This is a genomic window from Variovorax sp. Sphag1AA, from assembly GCF_014192575.1.
Taxonomy (GTDB): domain Bacteria; phylum Pseudomonadota; class Gammaproteobacteria; order Burkholderiales; family Burkholderiaceae_C; genus Variovorax.
On record NZ_JACHYC010000002.1, the window covers coordinates 337,126 to 363,932 of the forward strand.

General features: G+C 65.8%; 20 protein-coding genes. 13 read left to right on the top strand and 7 right to left on the bottom strand.

From position 1 onward, the window contains the following. Window positions 1–61 precede the first annotated feature (61 nt). Entirely contained in the window at window positions 62–1,018 is a 957-nt protein-coding gene (locus FHW64_RS08080; RefSeq protein WP_184524876.1) for a LysR family transcriptional regulator, read from the bottom strand. 88 nt (window positions 1,019–1,106) lie between these two features. On the opposite strand from FHW64_RS08080, the gene FHW64_RS08085 reads away from it, so the two are divergent. The 10 genes from FHW64_RS08085 (at window position 1,107) to FHW64_RS08130 (ending at window position 14,058) form a co-directional block, all read left to right on the top strand. Continuing rightward, window positions 1,107–2,558, top strand: a complete 1,452-nt coding sequence (locus tag FHW64_RS08085; RefSeq protein ID WP_184524878.1) for an aldehyde dehydrogenase family protein — start codon at window positions 1,107–1,109, stop codon at window positions 2,556–2,558. Window positions 2,559–2,619: 61 nt separating this feature from the next. Beyond that, window positions 2,620–3,585 carry an ABC transporter substrate-binding protein gene (locus FHW64_RS08090; protein ID WP_184524879.1) on the top strand — a complete coding sequence of 322 codons (966 nt, stop codon included), beginning with the start codon at window positions 2,620–2,622 and terminating at the stop codon, window positions 3,583–3,585. A gap of 167 nt (window positions 3,586–3,752) precedes the next feature. Then, a complete protein-coding gene (gene chvE / locus FHW64_RS08095) occupies window positions 3,753–4,826 on the top strand; it encodes a multiple monosaccharide ABC transporter substrate-binding protein (protein ID WP_184524881.1) in 1,074 nt (357 codons plus the stop codon). Window positions 4,827–4,857: 31 nt separating this feature from the next. Next, the gene (mmsA, locus tag FHW64_RS08100; protein ID WP_260303758.1) at window positions 4,858–6,381 is read left to right on the top strand and encodes a multiple monosaccharide ABC transporter ATP-binding protein; all 1,524 of its coding nucleotides are present in this window, start codon (window positions 4,858–4,860) and stop codon (window positions 6,379–6,381) included. Then, window positions 6,371–7,648 (top strand): multiple monosaccharide ABC transporter permease, encoded by a 1,278-nt coding sequence (mmsB, locus tag FHW64_RS08105; protein ID WP_184524885.1) that lies wholly within the window; start codon window positions 6,371–6,373, stop codon window positions 7,646–7,648. Before mmsA ends, mmsB begins: the two co-directional genes overlap by 11 nt. Further along, window positions 7,645–9,165, top strand: a complete 1,521-nt coding sequence (locus FHW64_RS08110) for a sugar ABC transporter ATP-binding protein (protein ID WP_184524887.1) — start codon at window positions 7,645–7,647, stop codon at window positions 9,163–9,165. The genes mmsB and FHW64_RS08110 overlap by 4 nt, the downstream gene beginning before the upstream one ends. A 130-nt stretch (window positions 9,166–9,295) precedes the next feature. After that, window positions 9,296–10,339: an ABC transporter permease gene (locus tag FHW64_RS08115; protein ID WP_184524889.1), complete on the top strand. Its 1,044-nt coding sequence runs from the start codon at window positions 9,296–9,298 to the stop codon at window positions 10,337–10,339. Continuing rightward, complete coding sequence (yjfF, locus tag FHW64_RS08120; protein ID WP_184524892.1) at window positions 10,336–11,370, top strand: galactofuranose ABC transporter, permease protein YjfF; 1,035 nt, start codon at window positions 10,336–10,338, stop codon at window positions 11,368–11,370. The genes FHW64_RS08115 and yjfF overlap by 4 nt, the downstream gene beginning before the upstream one ends. Window positions 11,371–11,379: 9 nt before the next feature. Then, entirely contained in the window at window positions 11,380–13,113 is a 1,734-nt protein-coding gene (locus tag FHW64_RS08125; RefSeq protein WP_184524894.1) for an IlvD/Edd family dehydratase, read from the top strand. A 9-nt stretch (window positions 13,114–13,122) separates the two neighbouring features. Continuing rightward, window positions 13,123–14,058: a dihydrodipicolinate synthase family protein gene (locus FHW64_RS08130; RefSeq protein WP_184524896.1), complete on the top strand. Its 936-nt coding sequence runs from the start codon at window positions 13,123–13,125 to the stop codon at window positions 14,056–14,058. Here FHW64_RS08130 and FHW64_RS34695 read toward each other — a convergent pair whose 3' ends face one another. The 5 genes from FHW64_RS34695 to cphA (FHW64_RS08155) all read right to left on the bottom strand — a co-directional run bounded on the left by FHW64_RS34695 (window position 14,059) and on the right by cphA (FHW64_RS08155) (window position 21,387). Continuing rightward, window positions 14,059–15,570 (bottom strand): CYTH and CHAD domain-containing protein, encoded by a 1,512-nt coding sequence (locus FHW64_RS34695; RefSeq protein ID WP_184524898.1) that lies wholly within the window; start codon window positions 15,568–15,570, stop codon window positions 14,059–14,061. Between the two features lie 9 nt (window positions 15,571–15,579). Then, on the bottom strand, window positions 15,580–15,831 hold the full coding sequence (locus FHW64_RS08140) for a hypothetical protein (RefSeq protein WP_184524900.1): 252 nt from the start codon (window positions 15,829–15,831) through the stop codon (window positions 15,580–15,582). 105 nt (window positions 15,832–15,936) lie between these two features. Next, entirely contained in the window at window positions 15,937–16,407 is a 471-nt protein-coding gene (locus FHW64_RS08145) for a hypothetical protein (RefSeq protein ID WP_184524902.1), read from the bottom strand. A 119-nt stretch (window positions 16,408–16,526) separates the two neighbouring features. Beyond that, a complete protein-coding gene (gene cphA / locus FHW64_RS08150) occupies window positions 16,527–19,094 on the bottom strand; it encodes a cyanophycin synthetase (RefSeq protein WP_184524904.1) in 2,568 nt (855 codons plus the stop codon). Between the two features lie 52 nt (window positions 19,095–19,146). Continuing rightward, window positions 19,147–21,387 carry a cyanophycin synthetase gene (cphA, locus tag FHW64_RS08155; RefSeq protein ID WP_260303718.1) on the bottom strand — a complete coding sequence of 747 codons (2,241 nt, stop codon included), beginning with the start codon at window positions 21,385–21,387 and terminating at the stop codon, window positions 19,147–19,149. Between the two features lie 139 nt (window positions 21,388–21,526). On the opposite strand from cphA (FHW64_RS08155), the gene FHW64_RS08160 reads away from it, so the two are divergent. The 3 genes from FHW64_RS08160 to queC all read left to right on the top strand — a co-directional run bounded on the left by FHW64_RS08160 (window position 21,527) and on the right by queC (window position 25,040). Then, window positions 21,527–23,800 (top strand): ABC transporter ATP-binding protein, encoded by a 2,274-nt coding sequence (locus FHW64_RS08160; protein WP_184524908.1) that lies wholly within the window; start codon window positions 21,527–21,529, stop codon window positions 23,798–23,800. After that, entirely contained in the window at window positions 23,797–24,261 is a 465-nt protein-coding gene (locus FHW64_RS08165; RefSeq protein WP_184524910.1) for a DUF1854 domain-containing protein, read from the top strand. Before FHW64_RS08160 ends, FHW64_RS08165 begins: the two co-directional genes overlap by 4 nt. A gap of 77 nt (window positions 24,262–24,338) precedes the next feature. Continuing rightward, entirely contained in the window at window positions 24,339–25,040 is a 702-nt protein-coding gene (gene queC / locus FHW64_RS08170) for a 7-cyano-7-deazaguanine synthase QueC (protein ID WP_184524912.1), read from the top strand. On the opposite strand, the gene FHW64_RS08175 is transcribed toward queC, so the two are convergent. Further along, on the bottom strand, window positions 25,019–26,785 hold the full coding sequence (locus FHW64_RS08175; RefSeq protein WP_184524914.1) for an ABC transporter ATP-binding protein/permease: 1,767 nt from the start codon (window positions 26,783–26,785) through the stop codon (window positions 25,019–25,021). The genes queC and FHW64_RS08175 overlap by 22 nt on opposite strands. Between the last annotated feature and the right edge of the window lie 22 nt (window positions 26,786–26,807).

The following is a 26,807-nucleotide window of genomic DNA, read 5'->3' on the forward strand; positions in this document are numbered from 1 at the left end:
AGTCCGTGGATGCTGCCACCGGCCCGTGCGGCCCGGGGCTCTGAAGCGCTAGAGAATCGTCTTAGTCGTCCAGCCGCTTGCCATAGGCGGCAAAGCTCTCGGCCTTCAACGCCTTCATCATCACCTTGGCCGCGGGCGAGAGCAGCCGGTCGGTGCGGGTGATGATGCCGAAGGCGTCCATGTGGCAAGGCATGTCCACCGGCAGCAGCGCGACGATGCCGTGCGCCGCGTAGTAGCGCGCCACATCGGATGCCAGCACCGCAACCATGTCGCTCTGCTGAAGCATGCGCGTGATGAAGAGCAGCGCCGCGGTCTCGATGACGTTGATCGGCGGCGCGAGCCCTTCCTCCTGGAACATCAGGTCGAAGCGGTGCCGAAGCACGCTGCCGGCGGGCGGCACGATCCAGCCGGCCGAGACGAGGTCGCGCAGCCCCAGGCCGGTCATCTGCAACAGCGGATGGCCCGGGCGCACGAGCGCGCAGACCGGCTCTTCAGTGAGCGCCTCGTAGCGCAGGTTCGTCTTGTCGTGCTCTGCAAAGAGGCGCGCGACCAGCAGGTCGAGCTTGCCCTGTTCCAGCCTTTCGAGCAGCACCGGGCTTGTCTCGATGTCCAGCGACACGCGCAGGTTGGGATGCTCGCGCTTCACGGCCGCCACGGCCGGCGGCAGCAGGACCAGGCCCGGCGCGGTGATCGCGCCGATGTTGACCTGCCCCGCACCGCCCGCCTTGAGCGCCATCAACTCGTCGTGCGCCTGATTGAGGCTCGCAAGCGCAATGCGGGCGTGGCGGATCATCGTCTCGCCGTACCAGGTCGGCTGCATGCCGCGTGGCAGCCGCTCGAAGAGCGGCACCTGGAGTACGTCCTCGAGGTCCTTCAGCAGCTTCGAGGCAGCCGGCTGGGTCATGTTGAGCACCTGCGCAGCACGGTGGATGTTGCCTTCTTCCGCGAGCGCGACCAGCAGCAAAAGCTGCCGGGTCTTGAGGCGCGCACGGATGAACCAGTGCGTGTAGTTGGTCATGGGGTTTACCTGAATGCCGGTTCTGATATCGATTCCATCCAAATATTGATTGGAAAGATATCGGGGCGATTCCTAGACTCGCCCCACCTTGAAACGCAACGAACTCCAGCAACGCACACGGCAGTTGATCAACGGCCGGTGGGAGACGGGCGTGACCACCGGGATCAGCCGGAACCCCTCCGACACCCGGGAAGTTGTCGCCGAATATGCGCGTGCCGACCGCAACCAGACCAACCTCGCGATCCGCGCGGCGGCCGATGCCTTTCCGCACTGGAGCCACACGACGCCGCAGCGGCGCGCCGATGTGCTCGACCAGATCGGCACCGAGATCCTGGCGCGGCGTGAGGAGCTGGGCATGCTGCTGGCGCGCGAAGAGGGCAAGACCTTGCCCGAGGCCGTCGGCGAGGCAGCGCGCGCCGGGCACATCTTCAAGTTCTTCGCCGGTGAGGCGCTGCGGGCAGGCGGCGAGATGCTCGCTTCGGTACGTCCCGATGTCCAGGTCGACATCACGCGCGAGCCGGTCGGCGTGGTCGGGCTCATCGCGCCGTGGAACTTCCCGTTGGCGATTCCTGCATGGAAGATCGCGCCCGCGCTCGCCTACGGCAACTGCGTCGTCTTCAAGCCGGCCGAGCTGGTGCCGGCCTGCGGGTGGGCCCTGGCGGAGATCATCAGCCGCGCCGCGCTGCCGGCCGGCACCTTCAATCTGGTGATGGGCAGCGGCCGCGAAGTGGGCCAGACGATCGTCGACCATCCGCTGGTCGATGCGATCAGCTTCACCGGCTCCGTGCCGACCGGTGAGCACATCCTGCAGGCGGCCGCCAAGCGGCGCGCGAAGGTGCAGCTCGAGATGGGCGGCAAGAACCCGCTGGTGGTGCTCGCGGATGCGGACCTCGATCGCGCTGTCGACTGCGCGGTGCAGGGCGCCTACTTCTCGACCGGCCAGCGCTGCACCGCGTCGAGCCGGCTGATCGTCGAGGCGTCGGTGCACGACGCCTTCGTGGTGCGGCTGCGCCATCGGCTTGCCGCGCTCAAGGTGGGCCATGCGCTGGAGCGTGGCGTCGACATCGGCCCGGTGGTCGATGCCGCGCAGCTCGAACAGAACCTGGCGGCGGTCACCAACGCGATCGAAGAGGGCGCCGAGCACCTGTGGGGTGGAGAGCGGCTGCAGCGCGCCAGCGAAGGCTATTTCATGAGCCCGGCGCTCTTTCTTGCAAAGCCGGAGCACCGCGTCGCGCGCGAGGAGATCTTCGGCCCGGTCGCCTGCGTGCTGCGGGCGGACGACTACGAGCATGCGCTCGCATTGGCCAACGACACGCCCTTCGGCCTGTGCGCGGGCATCTGCACGACCTCGCTCTCGCGGGCTTCTCATTTCAAGCGCCACGCGCGCGTCGGCATGACCATGGTCAACCTGCCGACCGCAGGCGTCGACTACCACGTTCCTTTCGGTGGCCGGAAGGCCTCCAGCTACGGGCCGCGCGAGCAGGGCCGTTACGCCGCGGAGTTCTACACCACCGTCAAGACCGGCTACGTGCTGGCCTGATTGATCGAGATAACAACAACACCGAAGATTTCTTTCACCACCACGTCAACCAGGAGACAACATGAAACTGAACCGTCGCACGCTCAACATCGCTCTTGCCAGCGCGTCGCTTTCTTCGCTGCTGCCTGTCACGGCGTTCGCGCAGAAGAAGATCGTGCTGGGCTTCGCCCAGGTGGGCGCGGAGAGCGAATGGCGCACCGCCAACACCGAGTCGATCAAGTCGGCCGCGAAGGAATCCGACATCGACCTGAAGTTCTCCGATGCACAGCAGAAGCAGGAGAACCAGATCAAGGCCATCCGTTCGTACATCGCGCAGAAGGTGGACGTGATCGCCTTCTCGCCGGTGGTCCAGTCCGGCTGGGACACCGTGCTGAAGGAAGCCAAGGCCGCCAACATCCCGGTGGTGCTGACGGACCGCGCGGTCGACAGCAAGGACGACACGCTCTACGTGACTTTCATGGGCTCGGACTTCGTCGAGGAAGGCCGCAAGGCCGGCCGCTGGCTGGTCGAGAAGATGAAGGACAACAAGGGGCCGGTGAACATCGTCGAGCTGCAGGGGACGGTGGGCTCGGCACCCGCGATCGATCGCAAGAAGGGCTTCGAGGAGATCATCAAGGCCGATCCGAAGTACAAGATCATCCGCTCGCAGACCGGCGACTTCACCCGCGCCAAGGGCAAGGAAGTGATGGAAGCCTTCCTCAAGGCCGAGGGCAAGAACATCAATGTGCTCTACGCGCACAACGACGACATGGCGATCGGCGCCATCCAGGCCATCGAGGAAGCAGGGCTGAAGCCGGCGCAGGACATCGTGATCATCTCCATCGACGGCGTGAAGGGTGCCTTCGAGGCCATGATGGCCGGCAAGCTCAATGTGTCCGTCGAGTGCAGCCCGCTGCTTGGCCCGCAACTGATGAGCGCGGTCAAGGACATCAAGGCCGGCAAGACGCTGCCGAAGCGGATCCTGACGAAGGAGGGGATCTTCCCGATGGAGGTCGCGAAGGCCGAGTTCCCGAACCGGAAGTACTAACCCCCAGGCTCGAAGGCCTGGCTCACCCCCAGGCTCGCGCACTTCGTGTCGCTCTCCACCCCCTTTCAGGGGGCGCTCCCAGCGGGCCGGCGGAGCCGGTTCCGCGGGAGCCCACCGACTGCGGCGCGCTGCGCGGCCGCCTTGCACATTTACTCAGAGGAGACGTTATGAAAAGACAATTTTTGAAGGCTTTGTTGGGCGGTGTGGCGGCCGTTGTGGTGCTGGGGCTTGGGCCTGCGGCCTATGCGCAGGACAAGGGGTTGGTGGCGATCTCGATGCCTACCAAGTCGTCGGCGCGGTGGATCGCGGATGGGGGGAACATGGTCAAGTACTTCAATGAGAAGGGGTACAAGACCGACCTGCAGTACGCAGAAGACGACATTCCGAACCAGCTCGCGCAGATCGAGAACATGGTGACGAAGGGGCCGAAGGTGCTGGTGATTGCGGCGATCGACGGGACGACACTGTCCGATGTGCTGCAGAAGGCTGCGGACAAGGGGATCAAGGTCATCGCGTATGACCGGCTGATCCGCGGTTCCAAGAATGTCGACTACTACGCGACGTTCGACAACTTCCAGGTGGGTGTGCTGCAGGCGCAGTACATCGAGCAGGCGCTGAAGCTCAAGGAGGGCAAGGGGCCGTACAACATCGAGCTCTTCGGCGGTTCGCCGGATGACAACAACGCGTTCTTCTTCTACAACGGCGCGATGTCGGTGCTGAAGCCCTATATCGACAGCGGCAAGCTCGTGGTGCGCAGCAAGCAGCTGGGCATGGACAAGGTGTCGACGCTGCGCTGGGATGGTGCGGTGGCGCAGGCGCGGATGGACAACCTGCTGTCGGCCTACTACACGAAGGATCGTGTGGATGCAGTGCTGTCGCCGTACGACGGGCTGTCGATCGGCATCATCTCCTCGCTCAAGGGCGTGGGCTACGGCACGCCGCAGCAGCCGATGCCGGTGGTGACGGGGCAGGACGCGGAAGTCCCTTCGGTCAAGTCGATCCTGAAGAAGGAACAGACTTCCACCGTGTTCAAGGACACGCGTGAACTGGCGAAGGTGACGGTCAACATGGTCGACGCGATGATGGCCGGCAAGGCACCGGAGGTGAACGACACCAAGACCTACAACAACGGCGTGAAGGTCGTGCCTTCGTATCTGCTGAAGCCTGTGAGCGTCGATGCGACGAACTGGAAGCAGACACTGGTCGACAGCGGCTACTACAAGGAAAGCCAGATCAAATAGCGGAGACAGGGTGAACGATGTGATTCTGGAGATGCGCGGCATCACCAAGACCTTTCCGGGGGTGAACGCGCTGGACAACGTCAACCTCGCGGTGCGCTCGGGCGAGATCCACGCGGTGGTCGGCGAGAACGGCGCGGGCAAGTCCACGCTCATGAAGGTGCTGAGCGGCGTGTATCCCTGCGACTCCTACGAGGGCGAGATTCATTTCGACGGCGAGCTGCGCCGCTTCAAGGACATTGCCGACAGCGAGGCACTCGGCATCATCATCATTCACCAGGAGCTGGCGCTGGTGCCGCTGCTGTCGATTGCCGAGAACATCTTCCTCGGCAACGAGACGGCCAAGGGCGGCGTGATCGACTGGTTCGAGGCCTATGCGCGCACCCGTGAATTGCTCGCGAAGGTAGGGCTCAAGGAGCCGCCGACCTCGCTCATCACCAACCTGGGCGTGGGCAAGCAGCAGTTGGTGGAAATCGCGAAGGCGCTGTCGAAGCGGGTCAGGCTCCTGATCCTCGACGAGCCGACCGCGAGCCTCAACGAAAGCGACAGCGATGCACTGCTCAAGCTGCTGCTGGAGCTGAAGGCGCAGGGCATCTCGTCGATCCTCATCTCGCACAAGCTCAACGAGATCGCCAAGGTGGCGGATTCGATCACCGTGCTGCGCGACGGCGCAACGGTCGAGACGATGGACTGCCGCGCCGTGCCGATCAGCGAGGACCGCATCATCCGCGGCATGGTCGGGCGCGACATGGCGCACCGCTACCCGGAGCGCACGCCGGACATCGGCGAAGTCATCTTCGAGGTGCGCGACTGGCGCGTTCACCATGCGCTGCATGCGGATCGCGAGCAGATCAAGGGCGTGAACCTCAACGTGCGTCGCGGCGAGATCGTCGGCATCGCGGGCCTCATGGGCGCCGGCCGCACCGAGTTCGCGATGAGCGTCTTCGGGCGCTCCTACGGGCAGCGCATCAGCGGCTCGGTGCAGATGCACGGCAAGGAAGTCGATGTGAGCACGATCCGCAAGGCGATCGACCATGGCATTGCCTACGTCACCGAGGATCGCAAGAGCGCGGGGCTGGTGATCGAGGAAGACATTCGCAAGAACGTGAGCCTGGCGAACCTCGCGGCCATCTCGGAACGCGGCGTGATCGACGATGCGCGCGAATTCAAGGTGGCGAACGACTACCGCCGCGCGCTCAACATCCGCTGCCCCGGCGTGACCCAGCGCGTGGTCAACCTCTCCGGAGGCAACCAGCAGAAGGTGGTATTGAGCAAGTGGCTCTTCACCGAGCCCGAGCTGCTGATCCTCGACGAGCCCACGCGCGGCATCGACGTGGGTGCCAAGTACGAGATCTACACCATCATCGATCGGCTCGCGAGCGAGGGCAAAGGCATCCTGATGATTTCTTCGGAACTGCCTGAGCTGCTCGGCATGTGCGACCGCATCTATGTGATGAACGAAGGGCGCTTCGTCGCGGAGTTTCCCGTGGCTGAAGCCTCGCAGGAAAAGATCATGAGAGTCATCGTTGCATCCGGGAGCAGCGTCCATGAGCAATAACGCTCACCCCCAGCCTCGCCCACTTCGTGTGGCTCAGACACCCCCTCTCCGGGGGCAACCCCAGCAGCCCGGCGAAGCCGGTTCTGCGGGGTCCCTGGCCTCCGTAGCGGTTGCGGAACATGCAGGCTTCATCAAGAACAACCTGCGCGACTACGGCATGCTGCTGTCGCTGATCGCGATCATGGTGCTGTTCCAGGTGCTGACGGACGGCACACTGATGCGGCCGCTGAACCTCACCAACCTCGTGCTGCAGAACAGCTACATCGTCATCATGGCGCTGGGCATGCTGCTGGTGATCGTTGCAGGGCACATCGATCTCTCGGTGGGGTCGGTATGCGGCTTCATCGGCGCGCTTGCTGCTGTGCTGATGGTGGAGTACGACTGGCACTTCGTGCCGACCTTCATCGTGTGCCTCATTGCCGGTGGCGCGATCGGCGCGGCGCAGGGCTGGTTCGTAGCCTTCTTCAGGATCCCGTCGTTCATCGTCACGCTGGCCGGCATGCTGGTGTTCAAGGGGCTCACGCTGGCGTTGCTTGCGGGGCAGTCCGTCGGACCGTTCCCCGAGGCGTTCCAGAAGCTCAGCTCGGGCTTCGTGCCCGACGTGATCGGCGGCGAAGGCCTGCGCACGACGTCGCTGCTGCTGGGCGTGCTGGCCGCCGCTGCGCTGGTGTTCTTCAAGATGCGCGGCCGTGCACGGCTCGCAGAGCACGGCATGGCGCAGGAGCCCTACGGCTTCTTCCTCATCAAGAACCTGTTCTTCGCGGGAGCGATCCTGCTGCTGAGCTACCTGCTCGCCACCTACAAGGGCCTGCCCAATGTGCTGATCGTGATGGCGGTGCTGATCGTCGCCTACGACTTCGTGACCAATCGCACCACCATCGGTCGCCGCATCTATGCGCTGGGCGGCAACGAGAAGGCGGCGCGGCTGTCGGGCATCAAGACGCAGCGGCTGGCGTTTCTCACCTTCGTCAACATGGGCGTGCTTGCGGCGCTGGCGGGGCTGGTGTTCGCGGCGCGGCTGAATACCGCAACTCCCAAGGCGGGACTGGGTTTCGAGCTCGACGTGATCGCGGCCTGCTTCATCGGCGGCGCATCGGCGTCTGGCGGCGTCGGCAAGGTCATGGGCGCGGTGATCGGGGCGTTCATCATGGGTGTGATGAACAACGGCATGTCGATCCTCGGCGTCGGCATCGACTACCAACAGGTCATCAAGGGACTGGTGCTGCTCGCCGCGGTGTTCATCGACGTCTACAACAAGAACAAATGACCGGCACGACTACATCCAACGACGCGCCGGTGCTGCAACTCACGGGCATCGACAAGCAGTTCAACGGCGTGGCGGCGCTGCGCGGTGTGTCGCTGAGCTTGCGTGCGGGCGAGATCCATGCGCTGCTCGGCCAGAACGGCGCGGGCAAGTCCACCCTCATCAAGGTGCTCACCGGCGTGTATGCGGCCGACAGCGGGGAGATGGTGCTGTCGGGCCAATCGATCCGGCCGGCTTCGCCCATCGAGGCGCAGAAGATGGGCATCAGCACCGTCTACCAGGAAGTGAATCTCTGTTCGAACCTGTCGGTGGCGGAGAACATCCTGGCGGGCCGCTATCCGCGCAAAGGGCTTCGCATCGACTGGGCGGCGGTGAATCGCGAGGCGCGCGCGTTGCTTGCGCGGTTGGACGTGGACATCGACGTGTCGCGGCTGCTGTCGAGCTACTCGGTGGCGGTGCAGCAGATGGTCGCGATTGCGCGGGCGTTGGGCCTGTCGTCGAAGGTGCTGATCCTCGATGAGCCGACGTCGAGCCTGGACGACGACGAAGTGCAGAGCCTTTTCGCGGTGCTCCGGCGTCTGCGCAGCGAGGGCATGGCGATCCTGTTCGTGACGCACTTCCTGAACCAGGTCTATGCGGTGTCGGATCGCATCACGGTGCTGCGCAATGGTGCAGGGGTCGGTGAATGGCCGACCAGCGAGTTGGGTACGCAGGCGCTGATCTCCGCGATGGTGGGACGCGAACTCGCAGCGCAGGCGAGCGGCCCGGCGCAACTGCCGCCGATCGATGAAACGGCCAGCCCCGTGCTGGAGGCCGAGGGCCTCGGTCAGCGCGGCCAATTGCAGCCGGTCGACCTGCGCGTCCGCAAGGGCGAAATTGTCGGGCTCGCAGGCCTGCTCGGATCGGGGCGCACCGAACTCGCACGCCTGCTCTTCGGACTTGCGACGCCCGATTCGGGCGCCTTGCGTATTGATGGCGCGGCTGTGGATCTCGGAAGCCCCGCCGACGCGGTGCGGAATGGGCTTGCGCTGTGCCCCGAGGAACGCAAGACGGACGGCATCGTGGCCGACCTGTCGCTGCGCGAGAACATCGCGCTCGCCTTGCAAGCACGACGCGGCGTGCGCAACACGCTGAACCGCGCCGAGCAGACCGCACTGGCAGAGCGCTTCGTCAAGGCGCTGGGCATCAAGACCGCGAGCGTCGATACACCGATCGGCCTCTTGTCGGGCGGCAACCAGCAGAAGGCCCTGCTGGCGCGCTGGCTCGCGATCGAACCGCGCCTGCTGATCCTCGACGAGCCCACGCGCGGCATCGACGTTGCGGCGAAGCAGGAAATCATGGACGAGATCCTGCGCCTCGCCCGCAGCGGCATGGCGGTGATCTTCATTTCATCGGAGATGAACGAAGTGGTACGGGTTTCGCATCGAATCGTGGTGCTGCGCGAGCGGCGCAAGGTGGGTGAGTTGCCTTCTGGAGTTAGCGAGGACGCGGTCTACGACCTGATCGCGGCAGAACAATGACTCGCCCCCAGGCTCGCGCACTTCGTGTCGCTCTCCACCCCCTACCGGGGGCAACCCCTGCGGCCCGGCGAAGCCGGTTCCGCGGGGTTCCTGGCTTCGTCGGTGATGCACAAAGTGTCGGGGTCCTGATATGAGTGCCATCTTCCGCCATCGGCTCGCGTGGCCGGTCATCACGCTGCTGATCCTTCTGGCGATCAACGCGGTGTTCAACCTGAGCTTCCTGCACATCGAGGTGCGTGACGGGCATCTTTATGGGAGCCTGATCGACATCCTCAACCGCGCATCGCCGCTGGTGCTGGTGTCGCTCGGCATGACGCTGGTGATCGCCACGCGCGGCATCGACATCTCGGTGGGCGCGGTGGTCGCGATTGCCGGGGCATTGGCCGCATGGATGATCGGCGGCTCGCTCGTGGTCAACAACGGCACTGCTGCCGAGGTGAGCCGCTTCCCGATGTGGATAGCGATCGTCGCGGCACTTGCGGTCGCGGCGATCTGCGGGCTGTGGAACGGCCTGCTGGTGGCGCGCGTCGGCATGCAGCCGATCATCGCAACGCTGATCCTGATGGTGGCGGGGCGCGGCATCGCACAACTCATCACCGGCGGGCAGATCATCACGATCTACTACAAGCCGTTCTTCTTCGTCGGCAATGGCTATCTCTTCGGACTGCCGTTCTCGGTCTATGTCGCGGCGCTGGTGTTCGCGCTGGTGTACCTCGCGATCGTGCACAGCGCGCTGGGGCTCTTCGTTCAGTCGGTCGGCATCAACCCGAGCGCGGCGCGCGTGGCGGGCGTGCGGGCGCGGCGGATCATCGTCGGCGCCTACATGTTCTGCGGCTTCTGCGCGGGCGTGGCGGGCCTGCTGATCAGCTCCAACGTGAAGAGCGCCGATGGCAACAACGCGGGTCAACTGCTGGAACTCGATGCCATCCTCGCGGTCACGCTCGGTGGCACGGCGCTGACCGGCGGGCGCTTCAGCCTCGTGGGGAGCGTGATCGGCGCGCTCATCATCCAGACGCTGACCTACGGCATCTATTCGTTGGGCGTGCCGCCGGAGATCAACCTGGTGGTGAAGGCGGCAGTGGTGTTCGTCGTCATGTTGCTGCAATCGGCCGAGTTCCGCGCGAGCCTTCGCCAGCTCGTGCAGCGGCCGGCACGTGGGGAGTTTGTGCGATGAGCGCGGTGGTACCTGAATCGACTACGGTGCGCGCGAAAGCAGGCACCGCCGCCGAGACGCGCCCGCGCACGCGCTTCAATCCGAAGTACCTGCCGCTGGCCGCGACCATCTCGCTGTTCGTGCTGATGGGCACGTTGGGCTCGGTGTTCTACGACGGCTTCTTCTCGCTGCAGGTGTTCCTCAACCTGCTGATCGACAACGCATTCCTCTGCGTGGTTGCGGTGGGCATGACCTTCGTGATTCTCTCGGGCGGCATCGACCTGTCCGTCGGCTCGGTGATCGCGCTGACCACCATGGTGTCGGCCGCGCTGGTCGAGAAGCACGGCTGGAGCCCCGCGATCGTGATCCCGCTGGTGCTGGTGATGGGCACGCTATTCGGCGCTTTCATGGGGCTGCTGATCGAGCGCTTCCGCCTGCAACCCTTCATCGTCACGCTCGCAGGCATGTTCCTCGCGCGCGGGCTCTGCTATCTCATCAGCATCGATTCGATCAGCATCACCAACGAGGTCTATTCGGACATCTCGCAGTGGCGTCTGCCAGTGTGGGGCGGGGCGTCGATCTCGCTCAGCGGCTTGATCGCGCTCGGCGTGGTGGTGATCGCGGTGTACGTCGCGCACTACACGCCCTTCGGCCGCGCGGTGTACGCGATCGGTGGCAACGAGCAGTCGGCAGTGCTGATGGGGCTGCCCGTGCGCTCGACCATCATCGGCGTCTACACGCTCTCGGGCTTCTGCTCGGCGCTGGGCGGCGTGGTCTTCACGTTCTACATGCTGTCGGGCTATGGGCTGCACGCGGTGGGCCTGGAACTCGATGCGATCGCTGCGGTGGTGATCGGCGGCACGCTGCTCACCGGGGGCGTCGGCTATGTGGTGGGCACGCTGTTCGGCGTGCTGATGCTCGGGATCATCCAGACGCTCATTTCCTTCGACGGCACGCTGAGTTCATGGTGGACCCGCATCGTGGTCGGCGTGCTGCTGTTCATCTTCTGCCTGCTTCAACGACTCTTCACGGCGCGTGCCGCCGAGCGCTAGGAATTCCGCATGTCCGATCAGAAACCCAGGAAACTGCGTTCCACCGACTGGTTCGGCCCGGCCGACAAGAACGGCTTCATGTACCGGAGCTGGATGAAGAACCAGGGCATTCCCGATCACGAGTTCGACGGGCGGCCGATCATCGGCATCTGCAACACATGGTCGGAGCTGACGCCCTGCAACGCGCACTTCCGCAAGATTGCGGAGCATGTGAAGCGCGGCATCTCCGAAGCCGGCGGCTTCCCGGTCGAGTTCCCAGTGTTCTCCAACGGCGAATCGAACCTGCGGCCCACCGCGATGCTCACGCGCAATCTCGCGAGCATGGATGTGGAAGAGGCGATCCGCGGCAATCCGATCGACGCGGTGGTGCTGCTTGCCGGGTGCGACAAGACCACGCCCGCGCTGCTGATGGGTGCGGCGAGTTGCGACATTCCCGCGATCGTGGTGTCGGGCGGGCCGATGCTCAACGGCAAGCTGGAGGGGCGCGACATCGGCTCCGGCACTGCGGTGTGGCAACTGCACGAGGCGATGAAGGCCGGCGAGATCGACGTGCATCAGTTCCTCTCGGCAGAAGCAGGCATGTCGCGCTCGGCGGGCACCTGCAACACCATGGGCACGGCATCGACGATGGCGTGCATGGCCGAGGTGCTCGGTGTGGCGCTCCCGCACAACGCGGCGATTCCGGCGGTCGATGCGCGTCGCTACGTGCTCGCGCAGATGTCGGGCATGCGCGCAGTGGAGATTGCGCGCGAAGGGCTCACGCTTTCTAAGATCCTCACGCGCGAGGCCTTCGAGAACGCGATCCGCACCAATGCGGCCATCGGTGGATCGACGAATGCGGTGATCCATTTGAAGGCGATTGCAGGGCGCATCGGCGTGCCGCTCGAACTGGAGGACTGGACGCGCGTCGGGCGCGGCACGCCGACCCTCGTGGACCTGATGCCTTCGGGGCGCTTCCTGATGGAAGAGTTCTATTACGCCGGTGGCCTGCCGGCGGCGCTGCGCAGGCTCGGCGAAAACGGTCTGCTGCCGCATCCGGATGCGCTCACGGTCAATGGCCGATCGTTGTGGGACAACGTACGCGAAGCCCCGAGCCACAACGATGAGGTGATCCGTCCCATCGACAAGCCGCTGATCGAAGATGGCGGCATGTGCATCCTGCGCGGCAACCTTTCTCCGCGCGGCGCGGTGCTCAAGCCGTCGGCGGCTTCGCCCGAACTGCTCAAGCATCGCGGGCGCGCGGTGGTGTTCGAAGACTTCGAACACTACAAGGAACGCATCGTCGACGAATCGCTCGATGTCGATGCGAGCTCGGTGCTGGTGATGAAGAACTGCGGACCCAAGGGCTACCCGGGCATGGCCGAGGTCGGCAACATGGGCCTGCCGCCGAAGCTGCTTCGGCAGGGCATCAAGGACATGGTGCGGATTTCCGATGCGCGCATGAGCGGCACCGCCTACGGCACCGTGGTGCTCCATGTCGCGCCTGAAGCCGCAGCCGGCGGGCCGCTCGCGGTGGTGCGCGACGGCGACTGGATCGAGCTCGATTGCGACCGGGGCCGGCTGCATCTGGACATCAGCGATGCGGAACTGGCCGATCGGCTGCAGTCCATCGCACCTCCGCGAGAGAAGGGCAGCGGTTACCAGCGCCTCTATGTCGACCATGTGCTGCAGGCCGATGAAGGCTGCGACTTCGATTTCCTCGTCGGCTGCCGCGGTGCGGCGGTGCCGAAGCATTCCCATTGATTGAAGACCATGACCACTTCGACATCGACCCAACGCCGCTACCAGGGCATCTTTCCGGTTGCGCCGACCACCTTCACTGAATCAGGTGAGCTCGATCTCGCAAGCCAGAAGCGCTGCATCGACTTCATGATCGATGCGGGCTCGGACGGCATCTGCATCCTCGCCAACTTCTCCGAGCAGTTCGTGCTGTCGGATGACGAGCGCGAAGTGCTCACGCGAACGATCCTCGAGCATGTGGCGGGCCGCGTGCCCGTGATCGTGACCACGACGCACTTCAGCACCAAGGTGTGCGCCGAACGCAGCCGCCGCGTGCAGGAAATGGGCGCGGCGATGTTGATGGTGATGCCGCCGTATCACGGTGCGACCTTCCGCGTCGGCGAGCCGCAGATATACGACTTCTTCGCGCGCCTCTCCGATGCGGTCGACATTCCCATCATGATCCAGGACGCACCTGCCAGCGGCACGGTGCTCTCGGCGCCGTTCCTCGCACGCATGGCGAAGGAGATCGAGCACGTCGCTTACTTCAAGATCGAGACCGCGGGCGCTGCCTCCAAGTTGCGTGAGCTGATCCGGCTCGGCGGCGATGCGATCGAAGGGCCGTGGGACGGCGAAGAGGCGATCACGCTGATGGCCGATCTCGATGCAGGCGCGACTGGTTCGATGACGGGCGGTGGCTATCCCGATGGGCTGCGCTCGATCATCTTCGACCACCTCTCGGGCCGCCGCGAGCAGGCCTTCGAGCGCTACCAGCAATGGCTGCCGCTCATCAACTACGAGAACCGGCAGGCGGGTCTGCTGGCTTGCAAGGCACTGATGAAAGAGGGCGGCGTGATCGCCTGCGAAGCGCCGCGGCATCCGCTCGCGGCGATGCACCCGGACACGCGCGCCGGGCTGATCGAAACCGCGCGGCGGCTCGATCCCCTCGTGCTGCGCTGGGGGCGTTGACTACTTCCAGAAGGGCTCTGCCTTCGCGATCTCGTCGAGTGCCTTGCGGCATTCGACGGCGCTCGCGGGCTGCCGCGCGCTCAGCCAGCCGACCGCGAACCACGAACGACCATCGTGCGGCGCGTTGTCGCGGTAGGCGGCGATGGCGACCGCGTTGTCGTTGTGCTGCCCGAGTGCGTCCTGCGCCGGTTCGAGCTTCTTGAGGTAGCGCTTCGCATTGCGCGAACCGAAGATCGGCGCGACGAATTCGCCGAGATAGCGCAGGCGCTTGAGCCGCTTGCGCACCCGGTGCTGCGCGGCGGGCTCCAGTGCTTCGTAGCGCCGGCCATCTCGCACCACCTGGCGATGCAGTTTCGCGAGTCGCTTGCGCAAGGGCTTGTGCGCGGAGGCGGGTTCCGCAGCGGGCTTGTCGGGCTCGTCGCCGTCCGCTGTTTCGGTCGGAAGCGTGGCGGCCACGAGCTCAAGCAGCGTGCTCTGGAATGCGGCGTTGCGGACCACGTCGGCGGGCGCGCGCGGCGACGGTTCGTCGGCCCACGTGATCGGCGGTGCGCCGACGGCTTCCAGCCGGGGCTGCACATCCTGCAGCAGATGGTCGCGGTCGCGCTGACGACCGAGTTCGCGGAACGCGTCGACCAGCGCCGATTCCCATGCCGGGTTGATCAGCGAGGGGGCGAGCGCTTCCATTTCGCGCAGCGCGGTGCGCAGTCGCCGGATGCCGACGCGCAACTGGTGCACGTGTTCGGCTGCGGTGCTGCCCGCGGCGACCTCGCTCGCGTTGGCAAGGATCTGCGACAGGCATGACTTGATGACCGCGCAGAGCACCTGCGGCCCGTTGTCGGCATCGCCTTCGAGGCTGGGCGGCTCGGCCTTGACCGGATCGCCGAACAGCTCGCCCTTGGCCAGGCGCTGGCCGCGCGCGGACTTCGACACGATGTCGAGCCAGAGCCCGTAGCGGTTGCGCCAGCGATGGGCCAGTTCGAGCATCGAATGCGGGCTGCCGCTCTTCAGCTCGATCTCGAGTTCGCACAGCGCGTGCGAGCGTTCGCTGGCGGTCACTTCGCCATGGTCGAAGGCGAGTTCGACGAGGGCGTCGCCGGTACGCATCTCGCGTGTGGTGCGGCGCACGTCGGTGCCGTAGAGCGCGACGAGTTCCACCGTCGCGGGATCGTGCCCGGCCTTGCGGAGCGCGTCGTGGATCAGCCCACCGACAGGCGTGCCGTCATGGCGCTCGATGCGCGGCACCGGCACTTCGCGGGCAGCAGCGGGTGGCAACTCGACGTTGTGCTCATGGCGTTCGAGCAGCGTGCCGCCCGGCGCCTTTGAGGTCTGCCACCAGGTGCGGCCTTCCTTGCGCAGGCGCAGCACGATGCGCTGCGCAGCCAGTGCACCGTCGGCGGTGTCGAAATAGCGCGCGCGCAGGCGCGACACATGCGAGCGGCCGCGGCCCACGGCCGCTTCGACCGCTGCGCGTTGCTCGGGGCTGATCTGGAACTTGAGTTCGAATTCGGTCACTGGTCGGCATCACTCCTGCAGTTCGCGGACCTGCAGCGAAAGATCGAACAGCTTGGACTTGCTTGCGTAGTACCGGTCCAGTCGCCATTCCTTGAGGATGTCGATGGCCAGTTGGAAACTCTTGTAGTCGAGGCCGTACAAGTGCACGAGCTCGAAACTGTTTTCCGATTCGAGCGCGAGCACGAGCCTCGCAAGGATTTGTGCCGACTCGTTGGTCGGGTCGGTTTCGATAAAGCGACGCGCGACCTTGATGGCGTTCATGGGGAACTCTCCTCGATTGAGACAAGCCCACGAATATAGCCACGGGGCCCGGTTGCATTGTTACTGTTTTATGACACCCGGGGCCGTGAATTGACGATGCGCAAATTAACGCGTTGGAGCGGGCATTGGCATCGGCATCGGGTTCTGCATCGGGGCGGGCCGCGTTGCCGGCATCGGTGCCATCTGTGGTGCGGGCGGGGGCATGGGGGCGTCCGACATTGGGGAGGCCGGGACCGGCGTTTCCGTCGTGCGGATCACGCCGCCGCCCAGCACGCTGCCGGTGAACGTGGTCTGGCCGGTGCCGAGCACGCGTTGCTCGCAGGCCGCCTGATCGGCTGGGGGCTGGCGGCCGCAGCGGGCCAGTGCGTTCTGGCGCAGTTGGGCTTCATCCATCTTCGGAAAGCCGCCCTGGCGCGCGGTCTGGGCCGCCGCACCTCGTTCGCGCAGACAGGCGGCGCGGTCCTGCTTCACGCCGTCGCAGGGCAGGGATCCGGTTTGGGCCAGGGCCGACGAGGCCGTGACAAGGCCACCCGCAGCGGCAAGAACGGCAAGACACGAACGAACAGCACTCTTCATTGGTCACTCCTTTGCTTTGCGGCACGGCAGAGCCGCGCCAGGAGTTCAAAGTATGTGAAGCGGGCGGGCCGGGGGCCAGCGCCCACCGGCGCGCATTCGTGTCGGACAAGACCGGCCGCTCAGCCCTCCGCGATGCGCTTTGCGAGGTGAGCGAGCGCTTCGTCGACCTGATCGACGAGGATCAGCGAGAGATCGCCGGGCTGGAGTCGTGCGAGCGCGGAATCGATCGCGATGAACTCGCCGCGGATCTCATCGATGAAGCGGGTGCGTCCCGCGCCTTCGAGGCCCTGGCGCAGCAGCGCCATCACCTCGCCGTCGGCGCGTCCGCGCTGTGCGGCGTCCTGGTAGAGGATGACGTCGTCGAATGCCTCACCGAGGATCGCGGTCTGGTCGCGGATGTCGCAATCGCGGCGGTCGCCCGCGCCGCTGATGACGACCGAGCGCTTCTTCGCGGGCATGGTGTCGACCGCGGACACCAGCGCGCGCATCGCGTCGGTGTTGTGGCCGTAGTCGGCGATCACTGTCGCGCCGCGATAGTCCATCACGTTGAAGCGGCCGGGCACGCCTGCGGCGTCGTTGTTGAAGCTCGCAAGACCGCTGCGGATGGTGTCCCAGTCCAGGCCGACCGCCCATGCGGCGGCGACGGAGGCCATCACGTTATCGACCTGGAAGCCGATGGTGCCGTTGCGAGTGATCTGCACGTCGCGAAGCGGAATGCGCTCGCGCCACGAACCTTCGGCCGCGACCACGGCGTCCTGGTCGACGTAGACGGTGCGCTTGCCCTGCGCGCGGTGCGTGGCCATGACGGGGTGCTGGCGGTCCGCGGCGAAGAAGATCACGTTGCCGGGGCAGGTGGTCGCCATCGCGGCGACGTTCGGGTCAGCCGCGTTGAGCACTGCATAGCCGCCGGGCGCGACGTTGCGCACGATCACGCGCTTGAGCACGGCGAGGTCTTCCACCGTCGTGATGTAGTTCAGGCCGAGGTGATCGCCGCTGCCGATGTTGGTCACGACGGCCACCTGGCAGCGGTCGAAACCGAGGCCTTCGCGCAGGATGCCGCCGCGCGCGACTTCGAACACGGCCGCATCGACATCGGGATGCAGCAGCACATTGCGTGCGCTCTTCGGCCCGCTGCAATCGCCGCTGTCGGTCTGTCGGCCGTCGACGTAGACGCCGTCGGTGTTGGTCATGCCGGTGCGCAGGCCGCTGCTGGCGAGCAGGTGATTGATGAGGCGGGCGGTGGTCGTCTTGCCGTTGGTGCCGGTGACCGCCACGACCGGGATGCGACCGTCGTCGCCAGGGGCGTAGAGCGTGTCCATCACGGCTTCGCCGACCGCGCGGCCGCGGCCGAACGAGGGCGAGATGTGCATGCGCAGGCCGGGCGCGGCGTTGACCTCGACCACGCCGCCGTGCTGCTCTTCGAGCGGGCGCAGCACGTTCTCGCAGACCATGTCGACGCCGCAGATGTGCAGGCCAACCATCTGCGCCGCATCGACAGCGCGCGCTGCGACTTCGGGGTGAACCGTGTCGGTCACGTCGGTGGCGGTGCCTCCGGTGGAAAGGTTCGCGTTGTTGCGCAGCACCACGCGCTGGCCGAGCGCCGGTACGCTGTCGGGCGTGAGACCTTGCGATTCGAGACGGCCGACAGCGATGTCGTCGAGTCGGATCTTGGTCAGCGAGGTCGCGTGCCCTTCGCCGCGGCGCGGGTCCTGGTTGACGATGTCGACCAGCTCGCGCACCGTCTTCGCGCCGTCGCCGATCACCTGCGGCGGATCGCGACGCGCGGCGGCCACGAGGCGATCGCCCACCACCAGCAGGCGGAAGTCGAAGCCCGGCAGGAATTTCTCGACCATCACTTCGCCGTAGTGCGCGGCAGATGCGAAGGCTGCATCGAGCTGCTCGCGCGTCGTGATGTTGACCGTCACGCCCTTGCCCTGGTTGCCGTCCTGCGGTTTGACCACGACCGGCATGCCGATTTCCTGTGCGGCGGCCCATGCGTCCTCGAGGTCCGTGACCGGACGGCCGAGCGGCACCGGAACGCCGGCGGCATTCAGGAGCTGCTTGGTGAGCTCCTTGTCCTGCGCGATCGATTCGGCCACGCCGCTGGTGCTGTCCACTTCGGCGGCCTGGATGCGGCGCTGCTTCGAACCCCAGCCGAACTGCACGAGGCTGCCGCTGGTGAGCCGGCGATACGGAATGCCGCGTGCGACCGCTGCATCGACGATCGAGCCGGTGCTGGGGCCGAGGCGCTCGTCTTCATCGAGATCGCGCAATTCGGTGATCGCGGCGGTGGCATCGAATTCGCCGCCGGTGCGGACCGCTTCGATGAGCTTGAGCGCCAGTTCGAGCGCGCGGCGGCCGACGGCTTCTTCGCTGTACTGGAAGGTGACCTGGTAGACGCCTTCTTCGACGGTGCGCGAAGTGTGTCCGAAGTTCACTGCGCAACCTGCCTGCGCCTGAAGCGCCATCGCAGCGTTCTCGAGCACATGCGCGAGCGCCAGCGGCTGGCCGAGCACGATCGGATGCAGTTCGCCAATGGTGGGGAAGAGCGCGCGCAGGCGGTTCTCGAAATCGGGCAGTCGCTCGACGGCGTTCTCGTCGCCTTCGCAGCGCACGACAACCTCGATGCAGGTATGGCGGCTCCACAGATTGGGGCCGCGCAGGGCGCGGGTACGGATGACTTCCATGGCAGTGATCAACGGCCCTTGCGGGTCGGATGTCCGTTCGTTTCTCAGGCCTTCAGGCGAGTTGTTGTTCGGGGGACAGCAGCGTTTGCGAGAGCTGCAGGGATGCCAGCGCAGCTTGCAGATCGGCTTCGAAGGCTTCAACGCCGGCGCCGATCAGGTTCAGCGGAATGCCCATGGCCCAGCCGGCGGCGACCGCCGCGAGCAGGCTTTCGAGGCTGACGCCGACATGCGTGGCGCGCCAGACGGTCAGGCGACCGAGGCCCGGCAGGAAGGATTCGCTGGCGCCGTTGGCGAGCACCACGCGGTCCTGGCGGATCAGTACCGCTTTGCCACCATCGGCCTGATGTTTGGCGAGCGCTTCCGCCTGCGGGTCGGTCGAATAGAAGATCACGCCGCCGTCGCACAGTGGCGCGAGCCCGGCCACGCGCGGATCGGCCGCGTTGAGCACCGCGGTGCCTTCAGGCAGCACCACGTCGACCTGCGTGCGCAGCACCTTGACCATCTGGTCGCTCTCGATGATGTCGAATTCGGAGAGCGCTTCGTAGCCTTCGAGGTCGGTCACGATGCCGACTTCGCAGCGGTCGTAAGCGAGACCATCGCGCAGGATCGTCTCGGCGCCGTTCTCGATGACGACCGCCTGAACCGCGCGGTTGACCAGCAGGCGATGGCCGGCTTCCCAGTTGGCGCTGTTGCGTGCATCGACGCGGCGGCGCTCAAGGAAGAGACCATCGCGGCAGGCGAGGCCGGTGTGGCGGCCGCCGAGGCCGATCAGCCAGGCGACGAGCCGCGACAGCACCGCCGTGTCACGCGAGCCGGCGACGCCGACCACCGGAATGCGGCCCGGCGCGTCGTCCGGGAAGAGGTGATCGCAGATCGCGCGGCCCACCGGGCGCGGCGAACCGACGGCCGGTTTCAGGTGCATGAGCAGGCCAGGGCCGGCGTTGACTTCGACGATCGCACCGCCTTGCACGTGCAGCGGCCTGGCGATGTCCTGCGCCACCAGATCGATGCCGGCGATGTCGAGGCCGACCACGCGCGCAGCCAGCACGGCCGCGTGCGCCACTTCAGGATGCACCTGGTCGGTGCAGTCGATCGACATGTTGCCGTTGCGCTGGATCGTGACGACGCGGCCGGTGGCGGGCACCGAGTTGCCGTCGAGGTCCTGGCGCTTGAGTTCGAGCTGCAGCTTGGCGTCGGTTTCGAGAACGATGACGTCCAGCGGGTATTCCTCTTCCGCGCCGCGGCGGGGGTCGCTGTTGAGCTGGCTGTCGATCAGTTCCGAGACGGTGGCGCGGCCGTCGCCGGTCACCGTAATGATTTCGCCGCGCGCGGCCGCGACCACCTGGCCGCCGACCACCAGAAGGCGGTGTTCCGATCCACGGATGAAACGTTCGACCATCACATCGCTGCCCTCGGGCTCGGCGACCGCGAAGGCGGCCATGACTTCTTCGCGCGTGTTCAGTTCGAGCGAAACGCCGCGGCCGTGGTTGGCGTCGGAAGGCTTGACCACCACCGGCAGGCCGATGTCCTCGGCGGCATCCCAGGCTTCGTCGGCATCGGCGACGACCTGGCCTTCGGGCACCGGCACGCCGCAACCTGCGAGCAGCGACTTGGTGAGTTCCTTGTCGCTGGCGATCGATTCGCCGATCGCGCTGGTGTAGTCGGTTTCGGCGGTCCAGATGCGTTGCTGGTTGGCGCCGTAGCCGAGCTGCACGAGGTTGCCGTCGTTCAGGCGCATGTGCGGGATGCCGCGATCCGTCGCGGCGCCGACGATGCAGGCGGTGCTCGGGCCGAGGTAGCAGTCCTCGACCTTGGCCTTGACCGCATCGACCGCCTTCTGCACTTCCGCCGCGCCGAAGGGGTCGTTGTTGATTGCCGCCATCAGCAGCTTGTGGCCTTCGGCCAGCGCGACGCGGGCGACCTGCTCGTCACGAGCGCGGAAGACCATGCGGTAGACGCCATGCTCCGAAGTGCTCCGGGTTTGCCCGAAGCCGGTGGGCATGCCGGCAAGGTTCAGCAGCTCGATCACCACGTGTTCGAGCACGTGGCCCGCCCAAGTGCCTTCGGTCAGGCGCTGGATGAAGCCGCCGCGCTCGCCGACACCGCAGTGGTGCTCGATCAGCGCCGGCAGCAGGGCGGTCAGCCGGTCGGTGAAACCGGGGATCAGGTTGGACGGATGGTCCTCCAGCCGGCCGAGATCGAGCCAGACTTCCAGCACGGGTCGGTAGGTCCAGAGGTTCGGGCCGCGCAAATAGTTGATGCGCAGCAGTCGGATGTCGTCGAAACGGGTCATGAAAACGTTCGATGTGCTTTGGCCGAGCACCGCGGCGCCCTCAACGGCGCCCATGGCGATCGGTCAGAATCGGCGCCCTCGGAAACAGGTCCTGGGCGCCATGAAGGGTCCGGCAGCGGGCCGAAGAAACAGAAACACAATGCAACATCACGATCCAGTCGGCACCCCGGAGGGCGAATCTGAGGAGGCTTCAGCGGCGCTGGAAAGCCAGCTCATACCGGCGGAAAACGTTCTGGCGACGCTGCCGGTTGACCTTGACGAGGAACTTCGGTTTGCATCCGGGCTGCTCGCCCTGACCGATCGGCGCCTGCTCGTGCGCAATCCGGGTGGTGCGTGGTTCGAGTGGGCGCTGCCCGCCGAAGGCCTGGAATTGCAGCTTTCCGACCATGCCGGCATTGGCACGCTGGACCTCCTGGACGAAAAGGGCCGGCTGGCCCGGTGGCGATACACCCTGGCGCACCAGGCCGCGGCGCTGAAGGTGCAGAAGCTGTTCGAGCAGCATGCCGAGCGTGTCGCGCAAGTGACACTGCCGGGCGCCGAGGCGGAGGACTTGGGCGAAGCCGAACTCCAGACCCCGCCGTCCACCTGGGTTCTGCTGCGGCTCGGCCGTTTCGCCAAGCCGTATCGCAAGCAGCTGATCATCGGGTTTCTGCTGACGCTGGCCTCGACCGCCGCGACGCTGGTGCCGCCCTACCTGACCATCCCGCTGATGGACGACATCCTGATCCCGTTCCAGAACGGGCAGCAGATCGCGGTCCACAAGGTGGTGTTGTTCCTGAGCGCGCTGTTGGCTGCGGCGCTGGTCGGCTGGGCACTGGGGTGGGCACGTACTTACTTGCTGGCGCTGGTGTCCGAACGCATCGGCGCCGACCTGCGCACTACCACTTACGAACACTTGCTGACCTTGCCTCTGGATTACTTTGGCGGTAAGCGCACTGGCGACCTCATGGCGCGCATCGGCTCGGAGACCGACCGCATCAACGTCTTCCTGTCGCTCCACGCGCTCGACTTCCTCACCGACGTGCTGATGATCGCGATGACGGCGGTGATCCTGTTCTCGATCAACCCGCTGCTCGCGATCGTTACGCTGGTGCCCCTGCCGTTCATTGCCTGGATGATCCACGTGGTGCGCGACAAGCTCCGCACCGGCTTCGAGAAGATCGACCGGGTGTGGAGCGAAGTCACCAACGTGCTGGCCGACACCATCCCTGGCATCCGCGTCGTCAAGGCCTTCGCGCAGGAAAAGCGCGAGTCCGACCGCTTCCGCGCCGCCAACACCTACAACCTGCAGGTCAACGACAAGCTCAACAAGACCTGGTCGCTTTTCACGCCGAGCGTGTCGTTGCTGACGGAAGTCGGTCTCCTGGTGGTCTGGGCCTTCGGGATCTGGCAGGTGGCCCGCGGCAGCATCACGGTGGGTGTGTTGACCGCCTTCATCGCGTACATCGGCCGCTTCTACACGCGGCTCGATTCGATGAGCCGCATCGTCTCGGTCACGCAGAAAGCGGCTGCCGGCGCCAAGCGGATCTTCGACATCCTCGACCACGTGAGCAACGTGCCTGAGCCCGCGAATCCGGTGCAGGTCGATCGGGTGCGGGGCCGCATCGAGATGTCCGATGTGGGCTTCCGCTATGGCAGCCGCGCGGTGATTCGCGACCTCGATCTGGTGATCGAACCGGGCGAGATGATCGGCCTCGTCGGGCACAGCGGCTCGGGCAAGAGCACGCTGGTCAACCTGATCTGTCGCTTCTACGACGTGACCGATGGCGCGATCAAGGTCGACGACACCGACATCCGCCGGTTCGCGGTGGCCGACTACCGACGGCACGTGGGTTTGGTGCTGCAGGAGCCCTTCCTTTTCTTCGGCACGATCGCGCAGAACATTGCCTACGGCAAGCCGGATGCGACCCGCGAGGAAATCGTGGCGGCGGCGCGTGCGGCGCATGCGCACGACTTCATCCTGCGGCTGCCGCACGGCTACGACTCGCTGGTCGGCGAGCGTGGGCAAGGGCTTTCGGGTGGCGAGCGGCAACGCATCAGCATCGCGCGGGCGCTGCTGATCGACCCGCGCATCCTGATCCTCGACGAGGCCACGTCGGCCGTCGATACCGAGACAGAGAAGGAAATCCAGAAGGCGCTCGACAACCTCGTGCAGGGCCGCACCACGATCGCGATCGCGCACCGGCTTTCCACGCTGCGCAAGGCCGATCGCCTCGTCGTGATGGACCGCGGCGAGATCGTCGAAGTGGGGCCGCACGATGCGCTGATGGAAAAGCAGGGCGCCTACTGGCGCCTCTACCAGGCGCAGTTGCGTCAGGCCGATGAAGAAGAAAGCGCGGGCGCGGCGGCTGAACGCAGCGCCGTGGCCGTTGCGCTCGGTGCGCACGCAGCCCATCCGGCGGGGGACGCATGAACGACTTTCAACTTGAACGCGATGCCTTCGGGCGGCTCGTGCTGACGGATGCCGAGGGCGTTCATCACGCGGGCGTCGTGCCGGTGCGGGCATTTCCACTGACTGCGCCGGATCACGGGATTTCGCTGGTCGGGCCGGACGGACGCGAACTCGTCTGGATCGACCAGATCGCCGACTTGCCCGCGCCGATGCGCGAGTTGCTCGACCAGGACTTGCGGGCGCGCGACTTCGCGCCGAAGCTGCTCAAGCTGCACAAGGTGTCGAGCTTCGGCGTGCCGAGCACATGGAGCGTGAGCACGGACCGCGGTGAGACCAGCTTCGTGCTCAAGGCGGAAGAAGACATCCGCCGGCTGGAGCGCGGTGCGCTGCTGATCGCCAGCGCGCACGGGCTGCAGTTCCGCATCCCGGACGTCAAGGCGCTGGACCGCCATTCGCGCAAGCTGCTGGAGCGGTTCCTGTAACGCGACGGCTGAGCTGTCGTTCGACACTCGACGGGGGTAGTGCCAAACTCGCGCCCTTTCAGGGAACGAAGATCACCATGCACACCACCGCACTTGTCCTGTTCTCCGGCGGTCAGGATTCAACCACCTGCCTCGCCGCCGCGCTCGACAAATACGAACGCGTCGAAACAGTCGGCTTCGACTACGGGCAGCGCCATCGCATCGAACTCGAAGTGCGTGGCAAGGTGCTCGAGCAATTGCGGGAGCGCTTCCCGCGCTGGGACGCGCGGCTCGGCGAGGACCACATGCTCACGGTCGATGTGCTCGGGCAGATCAGCGCGTCGTCGCTGACGCAGGACATCGCGTTCGAGATGCAGGCGAACGGCTTGCCGAACACCTTCGTGCCGGGGCGCAACCTGCTGTTCCTCACGCTCGCCGGTGCGCTCGCGTACCGGCGCGGCATCGACGTGATCGTGACGGGAGTGTGCGAGACCGACTTCTCCGGCTATCCCGATTGCCGCGACGACACCATGAAGGCAATGCAGCTTGCACTGTCGCTCGGCATGGATCGGCGGCTCCTGATCGAAACGCCGCTGATGTGGATCGACAAGGCCGCCACCTGGGAGATGGCCCATCGCATCGGCGGGCCGGCGCTGGTCGATCTCATCGTCGAGGACACGCACACCTGCTATCTCGGCGATCGTGCCCAGCGCCATGGCTGGGGCTACGGTTGCGGCAATTGCCCGGCCTGCGAGCTGCGTGCCCGCGGCTGGGAGCGCTACATCGCCTCGACCCTGTAGCGGGCCGCCCCGCCGTTCGATTCGGGCACCAGCGTCCAGCGCTTGTCGTGGAAAGCGCCGACCGAGGCGCGATGCGCGATCGACACCATCGCGCCGCCGGCGGCCTTCACGCCCGCCGTGAGGCGGTGATAGAGGGTCTCTTCGGTCTCGGCATCCAGCGCGCTCGTCGCTTCATCGGCAAAGACCCAAGCCGGCTTGCGCAGCAGCACGCGGGCGATCGCGAGGCGCTGCTGTTCGCCGCCGGAGAGCTTCTGGCTCCACGCGTCGCTGTCGTCGAGACGGGCCGCGAGATCGGGCAGCATCGCTTCCTTCAGAGCCTGCACGAGCTGCGCGTCGCTGTAGGCACTCGCCGGCTGTGGATAGGCCAACGCATCGCGCAGGCGGCCGTTCGGCACATAGGGGCGCTGCGGAATGAACATCGCATTCGCCGGTATCGAGACACGGCCGTTCGCGAATGGCCAGATGCCCGCGAAGGCCCGGAACAAGGTCGACTTGCCGCTGCCCGAGGGGCCTTGAAGCAGCACGTTGTCGCCAGGCTGGACGGCGAGCGCGGCGCCCTGGATCAGCGGCACGCCATCGGGCAGCGTGACGCTCACGTCTGCCGCCTTCAGGCCTTCGCCGTTGACTGCCGGGGTGCGCTCCAATGCGCTCGTCTCGCTCGCATGCGCCCGCATCGCGGCTTCGAAGCTGGTGAGACGGTCGGCGGTGGCGCGCCAGACGGCCACGCGGTCGTAGTTGTCGACGAACCAGCTCAGCGAATCCTGGACGCGGCCGAACGCGGAGTTGACCTGCATCAGCTGCCCCAGCTGGATCGCGCCGCTGAAGAAGCGCGGCGCCTGCACGATGAACGCGAAGATCACCGATGCCTGGCCGAACGAGGCGGTGAAGGCCACGAGGTTCTTCTGCTTGTTGATCAGCTGAAGGTAGTTCTTGAGGACAGAACCGAAGCGCAGCTTGAGTTGCTCATGCTCCACCTGTTCGCCGCGGTCGAGCGCGATGGCTTCGCTGTATTCGCGCACCCGCACGAGGTGATGCCGGAAGTCGGCTTCGAAGCGCTGCTGCTGGTAGTTGAGGCCGATCAGCGGACGGCCGATGTAGTGCGTGATGATCGTGCCCGCCGCGCAGTAGGCGAGGGCGATCCAGACCATCGAACCCGGCACGGTGTAGCTGTTGCCGAAGAGCGAGAACGTCGTCTCGCCACTCAGGCCCCACAGGATGCCGATGAAGCTCACCAGCGTGACGACCGCGTTGAGCAGCCCCATGGACAGCGTCATCGTGTAGTCGGTGAAGAGCTGCATGTCTTCCTGGATACGCTGGTCGGGGTTGTCGGGCGACTGGCCATCCTTCTGTCCGTAGCGCGCGAGCTCCAGGTGATAGAAGGTGTGGTCCGCCATCCAGCGCGACAGGTAGCTGCGCGTCATCCATGCCCGCCACCGCAGTTGCAGCAGCTGGGTCAGATAGAACTTGAGGATCGCGATGGCGATGTATCCGGCAGCGATCCAGCAGAAGAAGACGATCTCGCGCCAGAACACCGCCTGGTCCTTGTTCTGCAGGGCATCGTAGAAGCGCGCGTACCACTGGTTGTTGAGCACCAGCATGTAGACCACGCCCAGGTTGAGCGCAACGATCGCCGCGAGCAGCGCGCGGGCGGTCCACTTCTCTTCCGATCGGAAGTAGGGTGCGGTCAACGCACCAATGCGGCGCAGGGTGGCAAGGAGGTTCTTGGAGCCGTCAGGAGAATTCATGGCGTGGGCATGGATTCGCGCC